The organism is Deltaproteobacteria bacterium HGW-Deltaproteobacteria-2, assembly GCA_002840505.1.
Classification (GTDB): Bacteria; Desulfobacterota; Syntrophia; order Syntrophales; family Smithellaceae; genus Smithella.
Map to the genome: position 1 here is coordinate 116,624 of PHBC01000001.1, position 19,839 is coordinate 136,462.

Annotated in this window: 16 protein-coding genes; all 16 read right to left on the reverse strand. The window is 46.1% G+C overall.

The features are described 5' to 3' along the window. Nucleotide 1: 1 nt before the first annotated feature. Entirely contained in the window at nt 2–1,249 is a 1,248-nt protein-coding gene (locus tag CVU62_00555; protein PKN39430.1) for a beta-ketoacyl synthase, read from the reverse strand. A gap of 536 nt (nt 1,250–1,785) precedes the next feature. Beyond that, nucleotides 1,786–2,646: a heterodisulfide reductase subunit F gene (locus CVU62_00560; GenBank protein ID PKN38725.1), complete on the reverse strand. Its 861-nt coding sequence runs from the start codon at nt 2,644–2,646 to the stop codon at nt 1,786–1,788. A gap of 31 nt (nt 2,647–2,677) precedes the next feature. Next, nucleotides 2,678–3,751 carry a hypothetical protein gene (locus CVU62_00565; protein PKN38726.1) on the reverse strand — a complete coding sequence of 358 codons (1,074 nt, stop codon included), beginning with the start codon at nt 3,749–3,751 and terminating at the stop codon, nt 2,678–2,680. Further along, nucleotides 3,726–4,592 (reverse strand): hypothetical protein, encoded by an 867-nt coding sequence (locus tag CVU62_00570; GenBank protein ID PKN38727.1) that lies wholly within the window; start codon nt 4,590–4,592, stop codon nt 3,726–3,728. Before CVU62_00570 ends, CVU62_00565 begins: the two co-directional genes overlap by 26 nt. After that, complete coding sequence (locus tag CVU62_00575) at nt 4,589–5,026, reverse strand: hydrogenase iron-sulfur subunit (protein ID PKN38728.1); 438 nt, start codon at nt 5,024–5,026, stop codon at nt 4,589–4,591. Before CVU62_00575 ends, CVU62_00570 begins: the two co-directional genes overlap by 4 nt. 156 nt (nt 5,027–5,182) lie before the next feature. After that, entirely contained in the window at nt 5,183–7,132 is a 1,950-nt protein-coding gene (locus CVU62_00580) for a disulfide reductase (protein ID PKN38729.1), read from the reverse strand. Nucleotides 7,133–7,193: 61 nt separating this feature from the next. Continuing rightward, nucleotides 7,194–8,387, reverse strand: coding sequence for a cyclic nucleotide-binding protein (locus CVU62_00585; GenBank protein ID PKN38730.1), 1,194 nt, complete (start codon nt 8,385–8,387; stop codon nt 7,194–7,196). A gap of 321 nt (nt 8,388–8,708) precedes the next feature. After that, on the reverse strand, nt 8,709–9,548 hold the full coding sequence (locus tag CVU62_00590) for a heterodisulfide reductase subunit F (GenBank protein PKN38731.1): 840 nt from the start codon (nt 9,546–9,548) through the stop codon (nt 8,709–8,711). Between the two features lie 14 nt (nt 9,549–9,562). Then, on the reverse strand, nt 9,563–10,585 hold the full coding sequence (locus CVU62_00595) for a 4Fe-4S ferredoxin (GenBank protein PKN38732.1): 1,023 nt from the start codon (nt 10,583–10,585) through the stop codon (nt 9,563–9,565). Between the two features lie 61 nt (nt 10,586–10,646). Then, nucleotides 10,647–11,495: a heterodisulfide reductase subunit B gene (locus CVU62_00600; protein ID PKN38733.1), complete on the reverse strand. Its 849-nt coding sequence runs from the start codon at nt 11,493–11,495 to the stop codon at nt 10,647–10,649. 21 nt (nt 11,496–11,516) lie between these two features. Further along, nucleotides 11,517–12,044 carry a heterodisulfide reductase gene (locus CVU62_00605; protein ID PKN38734.1) on the reverse strand — a complete coding sequence of 176 codons (528 nt, stop codon included), beginning with the start codon at nt 12,042–12,044 and terminating at the stop codon, nt 11,517–11,519. A 24-nt stretch (nt 12,045–12,068) separates the two neighbouring features. Beyond that, a complete protein-coding gene (locus CVU62_00610) occupies nt 12,069–13,226 on the reverse strand; it encodes a 4Fe-4S ferredoxin (protein ID PKN38735.1) in 1,158 nt (385 codons plus the stop codon). A 36-nt stretch (nt 13,227–13,262) separates the two neighbouring features. Continuing rightward, nucleotides 13,263–13,481, reverse strand: a complete 219-nt coding sequence (locus CVU62_00615) for a hydrogenase iron-sulfur subunit (GenBank protein PKN38736.1) — start codon at nt 13,479–13,481, stop codon at nt 13,263–13,265. Between the two features lie 201 nt (nt 13,482–13,682). Then, nucleotides 13,683–17,945: a 4Fe-4S ferredoxin gene (locus CVU62_00620; GenBank protein PKN38737.1), complete on the reverse strand. Its 4,263-nt coding sequence runs from the start codon at nt 17,943–17,945 to the stop codon at nt 13,683–13,685. 276 nt (nt 17,946–18,221) lie between these two features. Beyond that, a complete protein-coding gene (locus CVU62_00625) occupies nt 18,222–18,584 on the reverse strand; it encodes a hypothetical protein (protein PKN38738.1) in 363 nt (120 codons plus the stop codon). A 117-nt stretch (nt 18,585–18,701) separates the two neighbouring features. Next, nucleotides 18,702–19,838: a hypothetical protein gene (locus CVU62_00630; protein PKN38739.1), complete on the reverse strand. Its 1,137-nt coding sequence runs from the start codon at nt 19,836–19,838 to the stop codon at nt 18,702–18,704. Nucleotide 19,839 lies beyond the last annotated feature (1 nt).

Here is a 19,839-nt window from a genome sequence, read left to right on the forward strand (position 1 = left end):
TTTATTCTTTATATTTTTTTACTATTAAAACGGAATTAATTCCCAACATACCGAAGGAGTTGCTCAAAATGAAATTAACTTTCTTTTCCACGGAATCACCATTCACTAAATTTTTCAGACTGCATTTAGGATCAACATTTTCAATTAATTTACACGAATGAATTCTATTATCAGTAAAGCTGGGTAAATTCCCGGCAAGTTCCAATGCTCCGGCGGCGCCCATCGCATGACCAATAAATCCTTTAGTGCAATTAATATAAGTATTTTCAACCTGTCCAAAAATTAATTTAACCGCTTCGCATTCATTATCATCCCCGGAAATTGTTCCGGTGGCATGAAGATTGACTATATCAACATCATTGGCAGTAATTTTTGCCTTGGCCAATGCCGCATTTATGCACTGAATCTGCCTTTGTGTATCAGGAAGGACAAAATCAACGGCATCGGAATTGACGTGATAACCAGCTATTTCTCCATAAATATTTGCTCCTCTTTTTAAGGCGTCTTCCAATCTTTCCAGAACGAAAATGGCTCCTCCCTCCGAAACAACAATACCATTGCGGTTTACATCCAATGGCCGGCTTGCTTTAGTGGGATCATCATGGGATCCCAGGGCTCCCTGACTCTTAAATCCGGCAAATATCCCAAAAGTACCGGTACTTTCAGAAACTCCTCCAGCCAAAGCCAGATCAACTTCGTTAAGTTGCAGCATTTGCATGCCATGAATAATTCCAATATTTCCAGCGGCACAGGCTGCACCGATAGTGTAGGCAGGTCCTGTGATACCCATATTTAAACTTACTTCACCGGCAGGTGCATTGGCTACAGTTCTGGGATTATGATGATGAGACCACAAACCGGCATCAAGTTTGTTTTCATGAAGTTCATATATTTCGTTTTCCGTTTCCACATTGCCGTGTTCGGTAATTCCAAGGTAGATTCCTGTTCTGTCTTTAACCAATGAATCCAGCGACAACCCGCTGTCCTTTAATGCCTCATTGGCACAATAAATTGAAATCGAACCAGCCCTTGTTCCCCGCCTGCGCATTTTTTTCTTTTGATAGAGATGTTCGTCAAAACTACACTTACCTACCGCGACCTTACCCATATAACGAACTTCCATTTGAGTAATTCCCGATTTCTGAGTCAGCAGAGCCTCCCGAAAATCTTTTAGATTATTAGCATTAGGCGCGGTAAGCCCAACGCCGGTAATAACAACCCTGACTTTTTGATTATTACTAACAGACATTTCCTTGTCCAATATTAAAATCTTCTTAGTACAAATTAATTTTTTTGTAATATATTTATGTTCGCCAGAGCAATTTCGACGTCACAGACTCAGAAGATCAAAAAATGAATAAATATTTTAATAACTTTCCGGAGATTAGTATAAATCCCCTCTCTATTCGTTGAGAGGGAAAATAAAAAACAAACTCCTTACCGAATTCAAACATTTTTAAAAACGGCAATGCCAAAACAATCGTTTTTGATATGAGATTGCTTATCCTGTTTTTATAATTATTTAAATATGGTATGTCAAGAAAATATTGGCTACCCTTGATTGAGATAAGATATTATTTTTGAATGGAATTGCAGGCAAAACAGCCTCACCGTCTCAATTAAAGAAGGTTTTGATGTTTTTTCTCCCATCACTTTTTTGCTTTAAAAAGTATGCATTACAAACAATAAGAATTCCAAAATAAAATCAAAAAAACAGAAAAGATTTGGATGTAGAGAATGCCTTACAGGATTTTTTTTACAAGCGCAGTATTTTTTTAGTGTCGGCTAAAAATCTCTGGGCAATTCGTCGAGTTCGGCCAGAGAAAATACCGGACCATCGGAACAGACATACTTAGAACCAACGTTGCAGCGGCCGCATTTACCGATACCACATTTCATGCGCATTTCCAGAGACGTCAGGATATTTCCCTTGGAAAAACCCAGTTCAAAAAATACCGGCAGAGTGAACTTTATCATAACCGGAGGACCGCAAATAACGGCTACCGCATTTTTCGGTGACGGCGCGACATCCTTACATACGGCGGGAACAAAGCCTTCCCTGCCCTTCCAGGTTTCATCACCCTTATCCACAGTAATGATGGTTTTGATATCGTCTCTTTTTTCCCAGGCCGCCAGTTCATCTTTATACAAAAGCAACCCTGGGGTTCTCGCGCCGTAAATGACAGTAATTTCTCCGAAGCGCGATCGGTTGTCTTTGTGCAGCATATAGTTAATTAAAGAACGCAAAGTTGTGAAGGCGAATCCACCGCCAACAACCACTATGTTCTTTTTTTCCAGAAATTCAATCGGCCAGGAATTGCCCAGCGGTCCGCGCAGGCCGATTTTGGCACCTTCATCCATATCGTGCAGAGCCGCCGTCACTAAACCCGGCTGTATGGCGCCCGCCCGCTGAACAGTGAATTCCACATAGCCTGCTTCGGTCGGTGAAGAAGCAATTCCAATGGGGGATTCACCTTTGCCGTAAATGGAAAGTTCGGAAAACTGGCCTGGAAGATACTTAAACTTTGCTTCGTCCTCTTTATTCAAAAATTTCAGACGAAATGATTTGATATCATGGGTCTCCACTTCGTCGATTATTTTGATTATCTCAACCGGCATGGGAATGTATGGATTATTTGAACACATATTTATCCTCAAATTTCCTTTCTTTTTTGCGCTATTCCTTCAAAGCCTGGTCCACAATCGAGAAAATATCGATATTCACCGGACAGTTACGTGTGCAACGGCCGCAACCGACACAGGAAATAACGCCGTATTTTCTGATGTGAAATGAATATTTATGACATATTTTCTGACGCAGGCGCTGATAAACTTTTGTCCGGGGATTGTGGCCGCTTGCCTCCAGCGTGAAATCCGTAAATGTGCAAGCGTCCCAAACTCTACGGCGGACACCATGGCTGAAGAGCGTCTCGTCGCAGATATCAAAGCAGTAGCAGGTAGGACAGACAAAAGTACAGACACCGCAGCTTAAGCACGCATCAGAAACTTTTTCCCAAAACTCTGTTTTAAGGAAAATATCTTCCAGCTTTTTGGCAATGACTTTCGCATCCACACAGGTAGAGCGGGTTTTGAACGATCGTCCCGCGGTAACGGTATCATCAAAACACTTCTGCTCATCCGCTGAAGCATCCGTCAGCGAACTTAATCCGGCCAGCACATTTTCTCCCTTGGTCGTGATAGCTTTTAAAAGCAGTTCATCGCCTTTCTTAGTCATGAAGATGTCGCTGCCTTCGGGATCAGCCGCGCCTATTCCAAGCGTCTGATAGAAATCCGCCGGGTCGGCAGGAGAATTTAAATCAAAGGCGTAACCGAAGATGGTCGCGGCTTCTCTTCTTTTCTTCCAGTACGGATCAACGGCACCAGTACCGGAAAAATGAATATCCATGATTTCAAAGCTTTTCACGTCACAGGGGCGTACACCAAAGAGAAAAACCGGTCCCGGTTTCAAATCCACACACTGCGCATCCAGAACGGATTTGTTTTTATCATAACGTACAAAATCCTCCGTCTGCGGAAAGAAAGCCGATTTGGGACTCATCAGCGTATTGTAGAAATTCAGATCCATCTGCTTAGCATCGGAAATCTGGCGGAAATTGAAGCCCGCTTCTTCCTTAACAGGAGCAATCAGCGTTCCCTTCGCCATCAGTTGTGCAGTCAGATCGGATATTTTTTGAATTGCTGTTTTCTTTAACACGGAAAGCTCCTTACTCCAGAATTTTATCGGAATCATCCACTCGGAAATTCACCAGTACGGGCTTGTCTTCTATGCTCATGCCCGCTGCCTGACCGAACATCTCCTCGCATTCCTTCGCCACTTTCTTGTGGAACAGATAAAGCGGAATGTCTACGGGGCAGGCGCGTGAACATTCACCGCAATCGATACAGCGGCCAGCCAGATGATGAAACCTTGTCAGATGATACATGAGGTTGCCGTGCGATTCCGGAGATTTTTCGCCCCACTTGGGTTTGTTCTGATCGATAAAGCATGGATCGCAATAGCACATCGGGCAGGCTTTGCGGCAGGCATAACACCGGATGCATCGATCCAATTCCTTCTTCCAGAAAGCCCAGCGCGCTTCTTTATCCATTTTCTCATATTCGGCAAGAACATCGTAGGGAGAAACAACCGGCTGACCATGCACCTCTTCACCCAACAGTATGTCATAAAGCACCGGATTGTAAATTCCGCAGGTCGTTTTACTATCAATAGCTTCGCCTGTTTTGAAATTTTTCATCCCGTAAACCGGAATGCCCAGAACGATAATATCTTCCCGTTTGATTTTGTCTTCCTGAATCAGCTGAATGACAGCGCGGCTGTCTGCCGGCTTAACGGCAATGGCAATCTTGGTACCGCGAGGGTAGCGAACCAGATAACGTGCCATGTTGGCGGTACAGTATTCGTTAAAGACAATATTTTCGATATCGGAAGTCTTTCTGGCTACATAAGGCAGGGGATGACTCTGATCATAACCCGTTCCATAGGCCAGCACAATACTTACCTTGCCTTCTTCCAGCAACTTTCTTGCTTCGGTTTTTAATTTATCTTCAATTTGCTTAAAATTGATACTCATATCTTCTCCAGCGACGACTCGCGTTCAATCTTGAATTTAGTCTGGGGTCCCAGGTTTTTCACCTGCTTGGTGAATTCGGTAACAACCTCAGCGAACCTGTTTCCTTCTGAAGCGGAAATCCATTCTACACGAAATCTTCCCGGCTCGATACCGGCAAATTCCAGTATTTTCCTGGTCACTGCCAGTCTTCTGCGCGCGTAGAGATTACCCGTATTGTAATGACAATCGCCCGGATGACAACCGCCGACCAATACTCCATCAGCACCCAATTGAAAAGCGCGGAAGATAAATGAAGGATTGATGCGGCTGGAGCACATCACGCGCACAACTCGTAAGTTCTGCGGATAGTGCAGTCTTGTTGTTCCGGCCAAATCCGCTCCCGTATAGGTACACCAGTTGCAGGCTATGCCCAGTATTTTCGGTTCAAAATCCATGAAGATAATTTCCTTTCTAGCAAAACATTTATGGCGTCAGAAAAAGCTCCAGAGACAAGGCGCACGAGTTTCGCGGAGCGAGGCCTACTTTTTCGTAGGTCGCAGCAACGCGAAATGAAGTGCAACGCAGTATATGGACTTTTAATGATGCCATAACTAAAATTCCATCAGGCCTTCTATTTCGGCTAGAACCTGATCATTGGTGAAATGACGGGCTATAATGGCCGAAGCCGGACAAACGGACGCGCAAAGTCCGCATCCTTTACAAAGAGCTTCGTTGATTTCGGAAACTCCTTTTTGTTCATTAAAGAACGGCGCGCCATAGGGACAGACCCGCACACAATTCTGACAGGCACAACACGAAGCCGGATTGACCATAGCTGTGGTCGCTTCCAATTCCATTTTATCTTTCACAACAATGGTCAAAGCTTCCGCCGCCGCGCCGTTGGCCTGCGCAACGGTATCGGGGATATCCTTCGGACTCTGGCAGACCCCGGCAATAAAAACTCCTTCGGACATGGTCGACAGGGGCGCCAGTTTAGGATGCCGCTCCATAAAAAAGCCATATTTATCCGTGCTTAAATTAAAGAGTCTGGCGACATCTTTGGAATCCGCCCGTGGAATCATTGCCGGAGAAAGCACAACCATATCCACCGGTAATTTAATAAATTTACCTGTAATCGTGTCTTCCGCTTCCACAATCAGACGTCCGGGTTCATCGGCGCTTTCTACCACGCGCGCGCCTTTACCGCGTATGAATTTCACATCCTCTTCGATGATGCGGTTGTAAAATTCTTCATAACCTTTGCCGGCCGCACGCATATCAATATAAAACTGATAAACATCGGCTGATGTTTTTTCTTTGAAAAGATGGGAGAATTTGAGCGAATACATACAGCACACCCGGCTGCAATGTTCATAATTGTTTTTATCGCGGCTGCCGATGCAGTGCATTATGGCAATGGCCTGCGGTTCTTTACCGTCGCGCAGTGTTACCTTGCCTCCGGTGGGTCCGGCTGAATTAAAGAGTCTTTCCACCTCCAGCGCACTATAGACGCCCGGATATTTGCCGTATCCGTATTGAACAAGCGGTTTTGTATTCATCAGATCATAGCCGGTGGACACGATAACCGCTCCGACTTTCACTGTTGTAAAAGTGTCCTGCTGTTCGTAATCAATCGCTTTTTGTTCACAGACCTTTTTACAGAGCTTACATTTGCCTTTGATGAAATAAGTACAGGATTCCCTGTCAATAACCGGCTTTTGCGGTACGGCCTGCGGGAAAGGAATGTAAATGGCTTTCCTTTTCACCAAGCCTTCATCCCATTCGGATACGCCTTTGCCGGGACACTTTTCCGTGCAGGCCAGGCAGGCGTTGCATTTGCTGTGATCGACATAACGCGCCTTCTGTTTAATAGTAATATCAAAATTACCAACATAACCCTTGACCTCAGTCACTTCGCAATAGGTCATCATGGTTATGTTTTTGTGCTGCAGGACAGCGTCCATCTTGGGAGTCAGAATGCAGGCGGAACAATCCAGCGTTGGAAATGTTTTGTCAAACTGAGCCATGTGCCCGCCAATGGTGGAATTCTTTTCGACGAGATAGACTTTTTTGCCTGTATTGGCCAGTTCCAGCGCAGCCTGAATTCCGGCGATACCGCCGCCGATCACCATGACATCGGGATTGACATCGATAACGCGGGAAGTAAGCGGAGCAAGAAGCCTTGCCCGGTAGACCGCACCGTTGAGTACAGCTTTGGCTTTGGACGTTCCCTCTTCAATATCATGAGTGACCCAGGAAACCTGCTCGCGTATATTAACAATAGTTACAAGGTACTTATTCAGACCGGCGCTTTCGATAACTTTGCGGAAAGTCTGCTCATGCATCAGCGGAGAACAGGCCGCCACGATCACACGATCCAGCTTCTGCTCTTTGATCTCGTTGGCAATCATTTCCTGCCCGGGTGTGGAACACATGAATTTGTAGTCCTTCGCGACGACAACATCAGGCAAAGTGGACGCAAACTGCGCCAGTTCGCTCACCCGAATTGTTTTGGCTATATTTAAACCGCAGTGGCAAACAAAAACACCAATTCTGCTCATAGAGTCTCCTAGCTTTTATTACTTCAAAATCTTTACGCCGATTTTTATATCTTCAATCGTTCTAATCTTTGCATGTAAAGTTAAGGTCGGAAGCACCTGCCATTAACTCTTCCATATTGACGCCCAGGCTCTCCAGAAAGAGTTCCGTCACATCTTTTATTTTAATTTGTTCATCTACATTGAGCGTCCGGCTGCTGTCTTCAAACATGGTAATACAATACGGGCAAGACGTTGCCAAGATTGTAGCGCCAGTCGCCATTGCCTCTTCAATCCTCAGATCGCTTAAGCGTTCTCCTTTTAATTTCTCCATCCACAATCCGCCGCCACCGCCGCCGCAGCACATGCTCTGCTCGCGATTTCTTTCCATTTCCACAAAATCAATACCGGGGATCGATTTTAGAATATCGCGGGGTGCATCGTATACACCGCTGTGCCTGCCCAGATAACAGGGGTCATGATATGTAACCTTAAGACCGCCGAAATCTTTTTTGGGGGTAAGTTTTCCTTCTTTTATGAGGCTGGCCATTAACTCGCCAAAGTGCACAACTTCATAATCATTGCCGTAATCCTTTTTAAAAGAAACCCTGCAGTGAGGAGAAACGGTAATTATTTTTTTGACACCTTTTTTATTGAAATATTGAAGATTGTTGTTTTTTAGTCTTTCAAACAACTCCAGATCGCCCACTTTTTTCAAGCTCTCACCACAGCAGTTGACATCCACTGAAGGAAGACCCCAGTTCAAACCGGCCATGTTCAATATTTCGGCGGTCGCTTTGGCTAATTTAATATTGCGGGGATCGTAACAAACAGTGCAACAGGTCCAGAAGAGATATTCCGTATCATTGGTGTAAAGAGGATATTTTTCTTTGGCCCAGTCATTTCTTTTTGCCTGATCGCCGGACCAGGGATTTCCTCTGGCCGACATAGAGCCGACAAAGGCACGAAGACTCTGCGGCAACATTCCACCACCACTGTAAACATTACGGATGGCAGTAACGACGTCTATAAGTTCTACGCCCCGAGGACAACGATCCACGCAGAATTTGCAGGTCGAACATCCCCACATATATTCTTCGATTCCATCTATACCCAGTTGGCCAAATCGTACAAGCTTGCGAATATTAAAATGGGTTATCGGCGTCCAGGGACATGTTCCCGTGCAGGTACCGCACTGGTAACATTTCTTCAGCGCCTCACCACCTGCATCCACAATCGCCTGAGACATTTCCAGATATGGTGTAACTGTTTGCGACATTCAACCTCCCCTGTCATTCATAAATCAATTTGTTTTTTGCTAACACACAAAAAAAGAAAGCGCAAAAGGTAATACGCCGGTTATCTGCTAATCTTTCGCGTAACAAATAAAGACAGCCTCTTAAAAAATGCCAGAGGCAAGGCGCGAAAAACCTAGTGTGCCATACCTCTCGAAAAGAAGATGATTTTAAAAGATGTAAATACCATTTCGATTTCAAAGGATAACGCGGCGGCAAGGAGGAGGCTCCGCAGGCGTATTACTAATACGTTGAGGAAGCCGACGACACTGCCAACAAAGTTAGCCGAAGAAAGCGAATTGGCATTAGTATTCTGGCGTCAACTTATCCAATTCGGCCAGCGAAAATACCGGGCCGTCTTTGCAGACATATTTGCTACCCACATTGCAGCGGCCGCATTTGCCGATTCCGCACTTCATTCTCATTTCCAGAGAAGTGATAATGTTTTCCTTGGAGAAACCCAGATCAAAAAATACCGGCAATGTAAAGCGGATCATAACGGGAGGGCCGCAGATCACAGCCACAGCGTTTTCCTTGCTGGGAGCAACCTCCTTACATACCGCGGGCACAAAACCTTCCTTACCCTTCCAGGTCGCGTCTCCCTTATCCACGGTAACATTGATATTTAAATCATCTCTTTTTTGCCATTCAATCAATTCATCTTTGTAAAGCAGCAAACCGGGATTTCTTGCACCGTAAATAACAGTGATATTTCCGAAGCGTTTACGGTTATCGCCGAAAATCATGTAATTTATCAGGGAGCGCAATGTGGTGAACGCGAATCCACCGCCGACGATGACTATATTCTTCCCTTCCAGAAATTCCAGCGGCCAGGAATTACCCAACGGCCCGCGGAGGCCCATCATGGTGCCTTCTTCCATTTCATGAAGAGCTGAAGTGACCACACCGGCTTTCTGTACCGTGAATTCAACATAACCCTTTTGCGTCGGAGAGGAAGCGATACCGATCGGCGATTCGCCTTTGCCGTAGATGGAAAGCTCGCCGAACTGGCCCGGTGTGTAAGCATATTTCTGCTCATCTTCCGGATTCACAAATTTGAAACGAAAAGTCTTGATGTCTTTGGTATCGACCTCTGTAATGATTTTATCCACCACTACAGGATAAGGTATATACGGGTTTTGCATTACTAACTCCCTAATTATAATTTTGAAATATCTTCAACAATTTTTCTTATATCAATATTCACTGGACAAGACATAACGCAACGGCCGCAACCGACACAGGCAATAGCATTAAACATGTCCACATAATATTTGAATTTATGCATCGTGCGTTGACGCCACCTTTCCTTCTGGGAAGCACGCGGATTATGACCCGATGTTTCCTTGGTAAACATCGGGAACATGCAGGAATCCCACGACCGGATACGGACACCATCACTGCCTTTCACTTCGTCACTGATATCGAAGCAATGGCAGGTAGGACACAAATAAGTACAGGTGCCACAGGCCAGGCACTTGCCGTGAATCGTGTTCCAGAAGGGATTATCGAAGTTCTTGTCCAGAATTGGCTTTACTTCATGAGCGGGAATCTTGGATTTAATCGCTTCTTTGACTTTGGTTGCTATTTCGTTTTTCTTTGTCTCGGCGGTAGCATCTGCTTTCGTATCACCGAAATAACCGGCCAGTTTCTCTCCCTTGGGAGTAATAAATTCAACCAGATAATCCGATCCGATATCAGTCAGGAGAATATCCGCTCCTTCCGAAGAAACAGGTTCGCCGTCAACCGATGTGCAGAAACAACTCGCGTAAGGAGGCTTGACACAGGCCAAAGAAATGACTGTGGTGCTCTGCCTTTTCGTGATGTAATAAGTATCCTTATATTTCTCCTGATCAAAAAGCTTGTCGAGCAGGGCAAAACTGTGAGCGTCACAGGGACGTACACCAAACAATACCGATTCATTCGCTTTATTTTCTTCGGCTGAAAAGACCATTCCCTTAGGAGTACGGGTATATTTCATCATGGTTTCCGTGTGCGGGAAGAAAACATTTTTCGGCGCGTTCTTGGAATTCAAATAAGCAAAGTTTGGTTCTGCGTTTTTCTGCAGTGGTTCAAAAAGAATATTATCTTCTTTCTTCACCGGCGCCCAGACAAGGAGTTTTTCAGCCATTTTTTTGGCAATGCCCGCTAAAGCATCTTTTTTTATCAAACGTTTTTCCATAATTAAGAATTTTCTCCAACTGTTTGTTTACAAAGCATGCGCTAATTTCGCGTATAATTTATTAAATCAGCCCCAATTGTTTCAAAAGCGGTTGCGGATCAAAAATATGAGATTTAAACGTATCTTTTGATCCGGGAAGATCCATTGCCAGTGAAATCAATTCCGTAAAATAAAACACCGGCAGCTTCTTACCTTCGCTGGGACGCATATCCAGATTGGCCATACAAAGCGGACAGGCCGTCACTACACAGTTGGCTCCTGCTTCCCTGGCGGCATTCATCAGATTATCGCACATATCCACAACAATCGCTGTTTTACTGATCGCCAGCGAACCGCCGCAGCAATCCGTCTTGTAAGACCAGTTCTTCACCTCGGTGCCCATAGCGGCCATAATTTTATCCATCATGAAAGGATTTTCATAATTTTCAAACTCGCAAATTTCCGGGGGTCTGAGCAACAGACAACCGTAATAAGAAACCGGTTTCAAACCGGTAAGCGGCTTAACTACCTTCGCTGTCAGCGCATCAATACCGATTTCATTGTAAAGGATATCGATGGGATTGCGAATCGCAATGCCACCCTGATATTTTGCTCCAACCACGCCTTCAATCTTTGCTTTGAGGTCTTTGTCGGCTTTTAAATGATGCTCGGCTGTTTTAAAACGATTGTAACAGGCGGCACAGGGCACCATGACATCCATCGCGTCTTTTTCCGCGGCAATCAGATTACGCGCCGAAAGCGCAATGGATAAATCAAAATTTGTGCTGTGCGCGGAAGAAGCTCCGCAGCAGGACCAGTCGTCAACTTCCTTCAGTTCGATATTGAGGGCTCGACTGACGGCCTTCATGGACTGATCATATTCTTTTCCCGTCGCGTGCAGCGAGCAGCCCGGATAGTATGAAACTTTCAACTCTAGCCTCCTTAACTTTCTTTACGAGTGCTTTGTTTTTTCAAAAATATTTTTTACCGATTTCATGTCTTTCGTCCGCGGTGAAAGCAGCGACAGCTTGCCTTTCATGAACATATCCAGACCCAGCATCGCGTCGGAGAATAGATCTCCGGACTTGAGTTTGTACTCCACCATCATAATCGGTTCGTTGATTCGGCCGCCTCTCTTCATGCCGGCGAGGAACGCTTCATGGAACTTCAGCACATTCTTCTCGTAGGCGCCGACACCGGTTTCGATAGCCATCTGCCTCAGCACATCCATCATTCGGGCAATATCGACCTTATTGGGACAGCGCGTAATGCAGGTTTCACAGGACAGACAGATCCAGATGGTCGAACTGTTGAGCACCTTGTCGCGCTGACCGTTCTGAATCATTTTGATAACCTTGTTGGGGTTATACTCCATGTGCTTTGTCATAGGACAACCGGCCGTGCATTTACGGCAGTGATAACAGGCCTGCAACGGTACACCGTGTATTTTTTTGTTTACTTCTTCCAGAAAAGTTTCCATGTAAACTCCATTATCTCGAACTAATTATGGGTTGTAGACAAAGTCTCCCTTATCGTGATGTTCATCGTACTTACCGAGCGGCGGCATATCTTCCATCGAAGAACCGGCTCGGCTTCCGAACATTTCCCAGCCGTCCTTGTCAATCTTCTTGAGGAACTTGCGCAGGTCGACGCCCATCGGGCAAACGGAAACGCAGGAGCCGCAGTCAACACAGCGTCCGACCATGTGATACAAACGCATAAACTGAAACACCTGAGTGTCGGCCTTATCTTCGCCGATGCCCACCCACTGCGGCTGACTCTGTTCCACAAAACAGGTCGGGCAATAGCAGGACGGACAAGCCTGACGGCAGGCGTTGCAGCGCATGCATTTGTCCATTTCCTTGATAAAGTAAGCCCAGCGTTCTTCGATCGGCTTGCCTTCAAATTCTTTTACTTCGTTATATTCCGCGTCGGGATTCATCGCCGGAGCGTTTTGGCCTACCATGACGTCGGAAATTATTGGATTATTGAACCGGCAGGTTTTGCAGCAATCCGCCAGCACATCTTTAAGAGCGACTGTCTTATCGCCGTCGGATGTTTTCATCTTGATCTGACCGCCGTCAAGCGATCCGTCCACGATGTCCGCGCCGCCGATGGCCACTTTCAGACCTTTGCCATCCACGTAACCATCGCAGGGAACGCCGATAATGTAAATCTCATCGCGGCCGTATTGTCTTTCCTGCAGGTGAATGATCAGCGATCTGGTCGTGCAGCCGCGGGCGACAACACCAATAACCTTTTTCTTCCGGTCTTCCGGTTTGACCCGCTTTTGTGAATTTTTATGCGCGGTGATCAAGTCATGAACATACTTGGCCAGATTCTGCGTGCAGAGATTATTCCAGACAAGCTTGTCGGCTTCCTCCGGCGCCGTGATAAAGCAGGGCGTTGCTGTTAATGGAAGCGTGCCTTTTTCATAACCGATGATCACGTCGGCCTTCTTTTCCAAAAGCAGCCTTTTTGCTTCTTTCTTTACTAATTTACCGGCCGGTCCCATGGCCTTTACTTTCTCCGTAACACCTTTGATGACCTGTGCCCATCTGTCGCCTTCGGAGGCGGAAACCCAGGTAAATATGGTTCTGTCGCCTTCCACACCGATGTAGTTCAGGAAACTTTTTAACGTCGCAAACTTGCGGCGCGCCACCAGATTTCCCGAGATATAGTGGCATTCACCCGGGTGTCAACCCGAAACCAGAACGCCATCGGCTCCGGTCTGCAGGGCTTTCACTATATAGAAAGGATTTATTCTTCCCGTGCAGGGAACGCGAATAATGCGCACATTCGGCGGATACTGAATTCTGCTGATACCAGCCAGATCGGCTCCCGCGTAAGTACACCAGTTGCAGACGATTGCAACGATTTTCGGTACCCATTCTTTGTTTGCTAAATTTTCAGCCATATATTCTCCTTCCGGCGGCAATGCGGCTTTATCAGCCGTTTACCTTAGTTTAAATTATATATCTGGGCCAACACTTCTTCGTTGTTGAAACCGTTAAGATCAACGGCATTCATACGGCAGGATGCCGTGCAAACTCCGCAACCCTTGCAAAGAACCGTGTTGACTTCAGCGCAGCCTTCCGCAACATTGACCTGAATTGCACTATAAGGACAATTGATTTCCGCAAGCAGAGCATCTTTCTTTGTTCACATAAGCTGTTTTACCTTCCGCCTCGATGAAATCAAGACACAGAACCATGACGGCGCGTGAAACAGCAGCGTTGGCCTGAGTAATTGATTCGTCACTGAATTTGGGCGAGTGAGACATGCCGCACATGAACACACCGTCTGTTGCGAAATCAACGGGGCGGAGTTTAACGTGAGCTTCGAGGAAGAAGCCGTCCTGATTGGTGGGCACTTTCAACATCTGTCCGATGGCCGCGTTTTCCGGATTCGGCACAACACCGATGCTCAGAGCCACTATATCAGCAGGCAGATTGACCTGTTCGTTAAGAATCGGGTCAAATACTTTGACTTCCACCTTATCTCCGACGGCAACAACCTCCGGTTTACGATCTTCTTCATAAGAGATGAATTTGATATTTAGTTCACGTGCTTTCTTATAATAATCTTCTTTGAAAGCGAAGGTGCGGATATCGCGATAAATGATAGTGATGTCGCGCGAAGGATCGGCAGCTTTGAGTTCCAGCGCATTCTTGATCGCTTCAGAGCAGCAGTAACGGCTGCAATACGGTCTTTCCTTGTCGCGGCTTCCCACGCAATTAATCATAACGACGTTTTTCACCGCAGCGAGCTTGGGATCTTTTTCGTAAATCAGAGTTTCCAGCTCTCTTTGTGATTTCACCGCGGCATTCTGACCGTAGAGATATTCCTGGGTCTTGTTTTCATAAGCGCCGGCGGCCACAATCACTACGCCGTGTTCAAATACTTTTTCGCCTTCCTTGACCTTGACTGTAGTCTTATAATTTCCGATGAAACCTTCGATCTTATCGATCTTGGCGCTCGTCGCAACGGTGATCAGAGGATTCTTGTAAACTTTTTCCAGAAGCGCTTTTAAGTGAGCCTTGGCATCAAGGCCTTCCAGCGTTTTATAAAGATGATTGTAATTACCGCCGAGACGATCCTCTTTTTCCACGATGCAAGAAGCAAATCCCTGATCGGCCAGCGACAGCGCTGCTGTCATACCGGCCAAACCGCCGCCGATAATCAAAGCCTGATGATTGACGGAAAGCTGACCCGGTTTCAAAGGTTTCAGGTATTGAGCCTTGGCTACAGCCATGCGCAGCAGATCTTTTGCTTTTTCGGTAGCTGCTTCCGGTTCGTGCATATGCACCCATGAATCCTGATCGCGGATATTGGCCATCTCAAACAAATATCTGTTCAAACCGGCCTTTTCGCAGTTTTCCTGGAACAGGCCTTCATGCGTACGGGGTGAACAGGATGCTACAACAACACGGGTGAGATCTTTTTCCTTGATAACTTCGGCCATCTTCACCGCCGTATCCTGCGAACAGGTAAAGAGGTTGTCGGCCGTGTAAACAACATTGGGCAGTGTCGCGGCATAATCTCTGACTGCCGGAACATCAACAACACCGCCGATATTGATACCGCAATGACAGACAAACACGCCGGTGCGCACTCCAGTGCCGCGCATATCTTTTTCTTCTGGATTTTCCACCGGAGTAATCATCGTTCCGCGCCTTGCGGCCAGTAATCCTTCCGCACACGCGGCGGCGGCTGAGGCTTCCATAACCGTTTCGGGAATATCTTTAGGTCCGCCGAATGCGCCGCAGACGAAAACGCCGGGGCGTGATGTCTGAACAGGATTTTCCAACTGTGTTTTACAGAAACCATGCTCTTCCAGATCAATGCCCATGCTGGCAGCCAGCTTTTTGGCTTCCTTGGGCGGTGTGAGACCGACGGACAGAACGACCATATCAAATTCTTCTTCGTTTAAGGTTCCATCCTGATTGACATATTTCATCACCAGATTGTTCGTCTGCTGCATTTCTTTAATGACTGACGGCATCGAACGAATATAGCGAATTCCGTATTCATCTTTAGCGCGATTGACAAAACGGTCGAAATCCTTGCCATGAGCGCGAATGTCCATGTAGAAAATTGTCGGTTCCAGTCCCTTGGCATGTTCTTTAGCGATAATCGCTTCCTTGGTCGCATACATACAGCAAACCGATGAACACCAGCTGTTATCACAGGAAACATCGCGTGAACCGACGCATTGAATGAAGGCGATTTTTTTGGGCTCCTTGCCGTCGGAGATTCTCTGAACGTGACCGAAGAAAGGTCCGGACGCGGACAGGATTCTTTCGAACTGAAGCGCCGAAACAACGTTTTTATAAATACCGTAACCGAATTCGCCGCGCAGACGCGCGTCGAAAATTTCGAAACCGGGCGAAGCGATTACAGCGCCGACTTCGATGGTTTCTTCTTCAATCGTCATGTCGTGGTCAATGGCCTTGGCGATACAGGCATCCACGCACTGATAACATTCCGAACAAATACCGCAATTTAAACAGCGCAGTGCTTCCGCTTTGGCCTGTGCTTCGTCAAAACCAATACCGACTTCCTTGAAATTGGTTCTGCGTTCTTCCGGTTTCATGAGGGGATATTTTTCACGGGGGACTTTGGCCACGTTGGAAACATCGGCCTTATCAGCCAGATCTTTGGTCCAGTCTTTGGCGCGGCCGGCTTTTACATCTTCGCCCATCAGATAACGATTGATGGATTTGGCCGCTTCCTTACCGGCAAACACGGCCTTAACAACTGTCTGCGGACCGGTAGCCACGTCACCACCGGTGAAAACCCCGGCAACATTGGTCGCATAAGTAACTTCATCGTAATCGAGGTTATTCCACTTATTAATGGAAACGCCGCTTTCTTTGGTAATGAAAGATAAATCTGCTTCCTGACCAATGGCGGGAACGATAGAATCGCATTCAACTATAAATTCAGAACCTTTTATTTCAACAGGACGGCGACGACCGCTCTTATCAGGTTCGCCTAATTCCATTCGGGTACATTCGACACCGGTAACTTTTCCGTCCTTGCCTACAACACGCTTGGGGGCAACGAGGAATTTCATTTCGACGCCTTCTTCAATAGCCTCTTCGATTTCTTCGGGTGCTGCAGGCATTTCCGCACGGGTCCGGCGATAGAGAATGAAAACTTCTTTCGAACCGGTTCTGACGGCTGTCCGCACAGCATCCATGGCCACGTTACCACCGCCGACAACGGCGACCTTGTCGCCCAGGGAAACTTTCTTGCCTAGATTGATCTGCATCAGATAATCGACGCCATGAATCACGCCCTGCATATCCTCGCCGGGAATATTGAGCTTGCTGCTCTTCATGGTACCGCAGCCGATGAAAATCGCGCTGTAATCGGACTTCAGTTTGTCAAAAGAAATATCTTTGCCGATTTTTGTATTGAGGTGAATCTTAACGCCCAAGTCTTCCATGACCTTGATTTCTGCATTGAGGACTTTTTTGGGAAGGCGGTATTCGGGAATACCGACGGCCATCCAACCACCCGCTACGGGCAGGGCTTCAAAAACTTCCACATCATAACCTTCAATGGCCAGGTAGTAAGCACAGGTCAATCCCGAGGGGCCGGCGCCGATAACGGCGACCTTTTTGCCCTTGCTTTCCTTCTTTTCGGGCATATAGCGGGTATCGCTGTTCATGTCGAGATCCGCAACGAACTGCTTGAGGTGCATAATATCAATGGGATCATCCACTTTGCCCCGCATACAGGCCGTTTCACAGGGATGGTTACAAACACGGCCGCAGACGACGGGGAAAGGATTATCCTGTTTGATAAGTTTGAGAGCTTCTTTAAATTTGCCCTCGCCGATCAGAGCCACATAACCCTGAACGCTGATATGGGTCGGACAATTGGATTTACAGGGAGATGTCCCCAGCTTGTCGATGGCAAAACCGCTGGGAATAGCCTGAGGGAAATGCCGGTAGATAGCTTTTCTTTCACTTAAATTGCCGTTGAATCCGGCTTTTACGGAAACCGGACAGACATTGGCACAATCACCGCATCCTGTACATTTGTTCAGATTAACAAAACGCGGGGCGCTGGTTAATTTAACTTTAAATTTCCCCGGCTCGCCTTCTACTGCTTCGACAGTGCGTCGTGTTTTAATTTCTACATTAGGATGTCGTCCAACTTCAACCAGTTTTGGCGACAATATACAGGCGGAACAGTCATTTGTGGGAAAAGTCTTGTCCAGTTGCGCCATTACGCCGCCGATGCTGATCCCGTTTTCGACCAGATATACTTTCATTCCGGAATTGGCTAAATCGAGAGAGGCCTGAATACCGGCGATTCCCGAACCAACTACCATTACCGCACCAACTTTTTCGTTATCTTTTAGCACCTGATTACACCTCTTTATTCTGTATGAAAGAACCTCAAAAAATTGATATTAACAAGCATTGGTCGGCTAACATAATTTGCTTATCCTGTCAAGAGCATTAGCCTTGTTTATTTGTTTTTTGTCGCTAACTTATTGATATAATAAAATTAAAAAAATGACTGCCGTTCACTGACCGGCATTCATGGATGGCTCAATAAATCTCATTTTTAGTCATCTTAATCTTTTTTCAAAAACCATTATTTTATTCTAATCACGGGTATGAAACCACAAAGCAAGCTACGGGGTATCATACCCTCCGCTTTGTCCCGATGTATCGGGATTCAACTTACCAATTCCGCTACGCATCGCTTTCGGAATTGGAGTTTCACGAAGAATTTGAATCATTACTGACAAAAAAACAGACTCAATGGAGAATGCCGGCCAAACGCAATTTCCCTGATTTTTTAAAAACAGAAAAAAAGTAAACCATGGATATATTTTATATCTTAATTTTTCGGACCAAGCCACGGTCTTGTGTTGTCTAAAAGATAATCGTCGCTGTGCTCCATCATGCATTCCGGGCAAAGATGAACCATCATCTGGCTTTCCATATGCCGGACAGTCAACAATCGCGACGCGTTCTGATTGCAGCAGAAGCATCTGTCCGCCACATCATTTTTATGAAAACGATAACTTTCTTCATCATAGTATTTCATATAAATTGTCTCAAATGTTTTTAATTAGCTTACCTGAAAATATATTACTCTTAAAATAGATTTAAAAATTTGTCCCGGACGTTTTTCGTGCCGGATCTATTTGGCAGGGAAATGTGAGCACAAACGTCGTTCCCTCGCCTTCTTTTGACGAAACTGCGATACAACCATTGTGTGACTCCATTATTTTTTTGCAGAAAGTCAATCCCAGACCGGAACCACTGTGTTTTTCATTTTTTCCACCACATCTGAAAAAAGGCTCGAAAATTAACGAAAGCTTCTCCGGGGGAATGCCCATCCCCGTATCCGCAATGCTGACGTTAATGTAATATTCGTCGTGTTGACAGGTAACTATTATTTTGCCTCCGTCAGGAGTGTATTTTGTCGCGTTGCCGATAATGTTGGTAAACACCCTTACCAGGCTTTCCTCATCTCCTGTTATCTGGGGTAACTTTTGGGGAATATTTGTTTCCAGAGAAATTCCCCTCTTCCGGCAGAGAGGGGTCATTTCCTCCACGCTCCGGGAAATGATGGCAGCTAAGAGTAAAGAGACTTTCTGTTGTGAAAGAGTTCCATTTTCTATGCGGCTGATGTCCAGCCAGTGTTCAACCATTTCCTCAAGATTCTGGATGCGTTTTCTGCATCGTTCAATGATTTCCCTGACGTCTTTGTCGAAGCGCTCTCCCGCTATTTCGTTGAGCGCCTCAATGTATTGTCGTATAACGACAAGCGGAGAACGCATTTCGTGGCTTACAAAAGTTATGAAGTTTCTTTCCATCAGGTCTTTTTCTTCCCTCAATCTCTTCGTCTCGATTTTGAGATTGCGGTGTTCCAGCCCGCGCTTTGTCAGAGCTCTTAATTGATCAGGATTAAATGGTTTGGGAAGATAGTCGTAAGCTCCCTTTTGCATGGCTTCGACTGCCGAGACAATAGTCGCAAATCCCGTGATCATGACGAGGACAATATCAGGTATGTCCCGTGAGAGGATCTCAATTATTTCCATCCCCGATAGATTGGGCATTTTAAGATCAATAAAAGCCATATCAGGCAAATTCTCCCGTGCCAGCTTTATGCCGTCGATCCCCTGCTCGGCAGTAAGCACAGCGTATCCGGATTTCTCCAGCACCTGCCTGCACCCGTCACGAAGAGCTTCTTCATCATCGATGATAAGAATCAGGTATTTTTCAGACTTGTTCGTCATG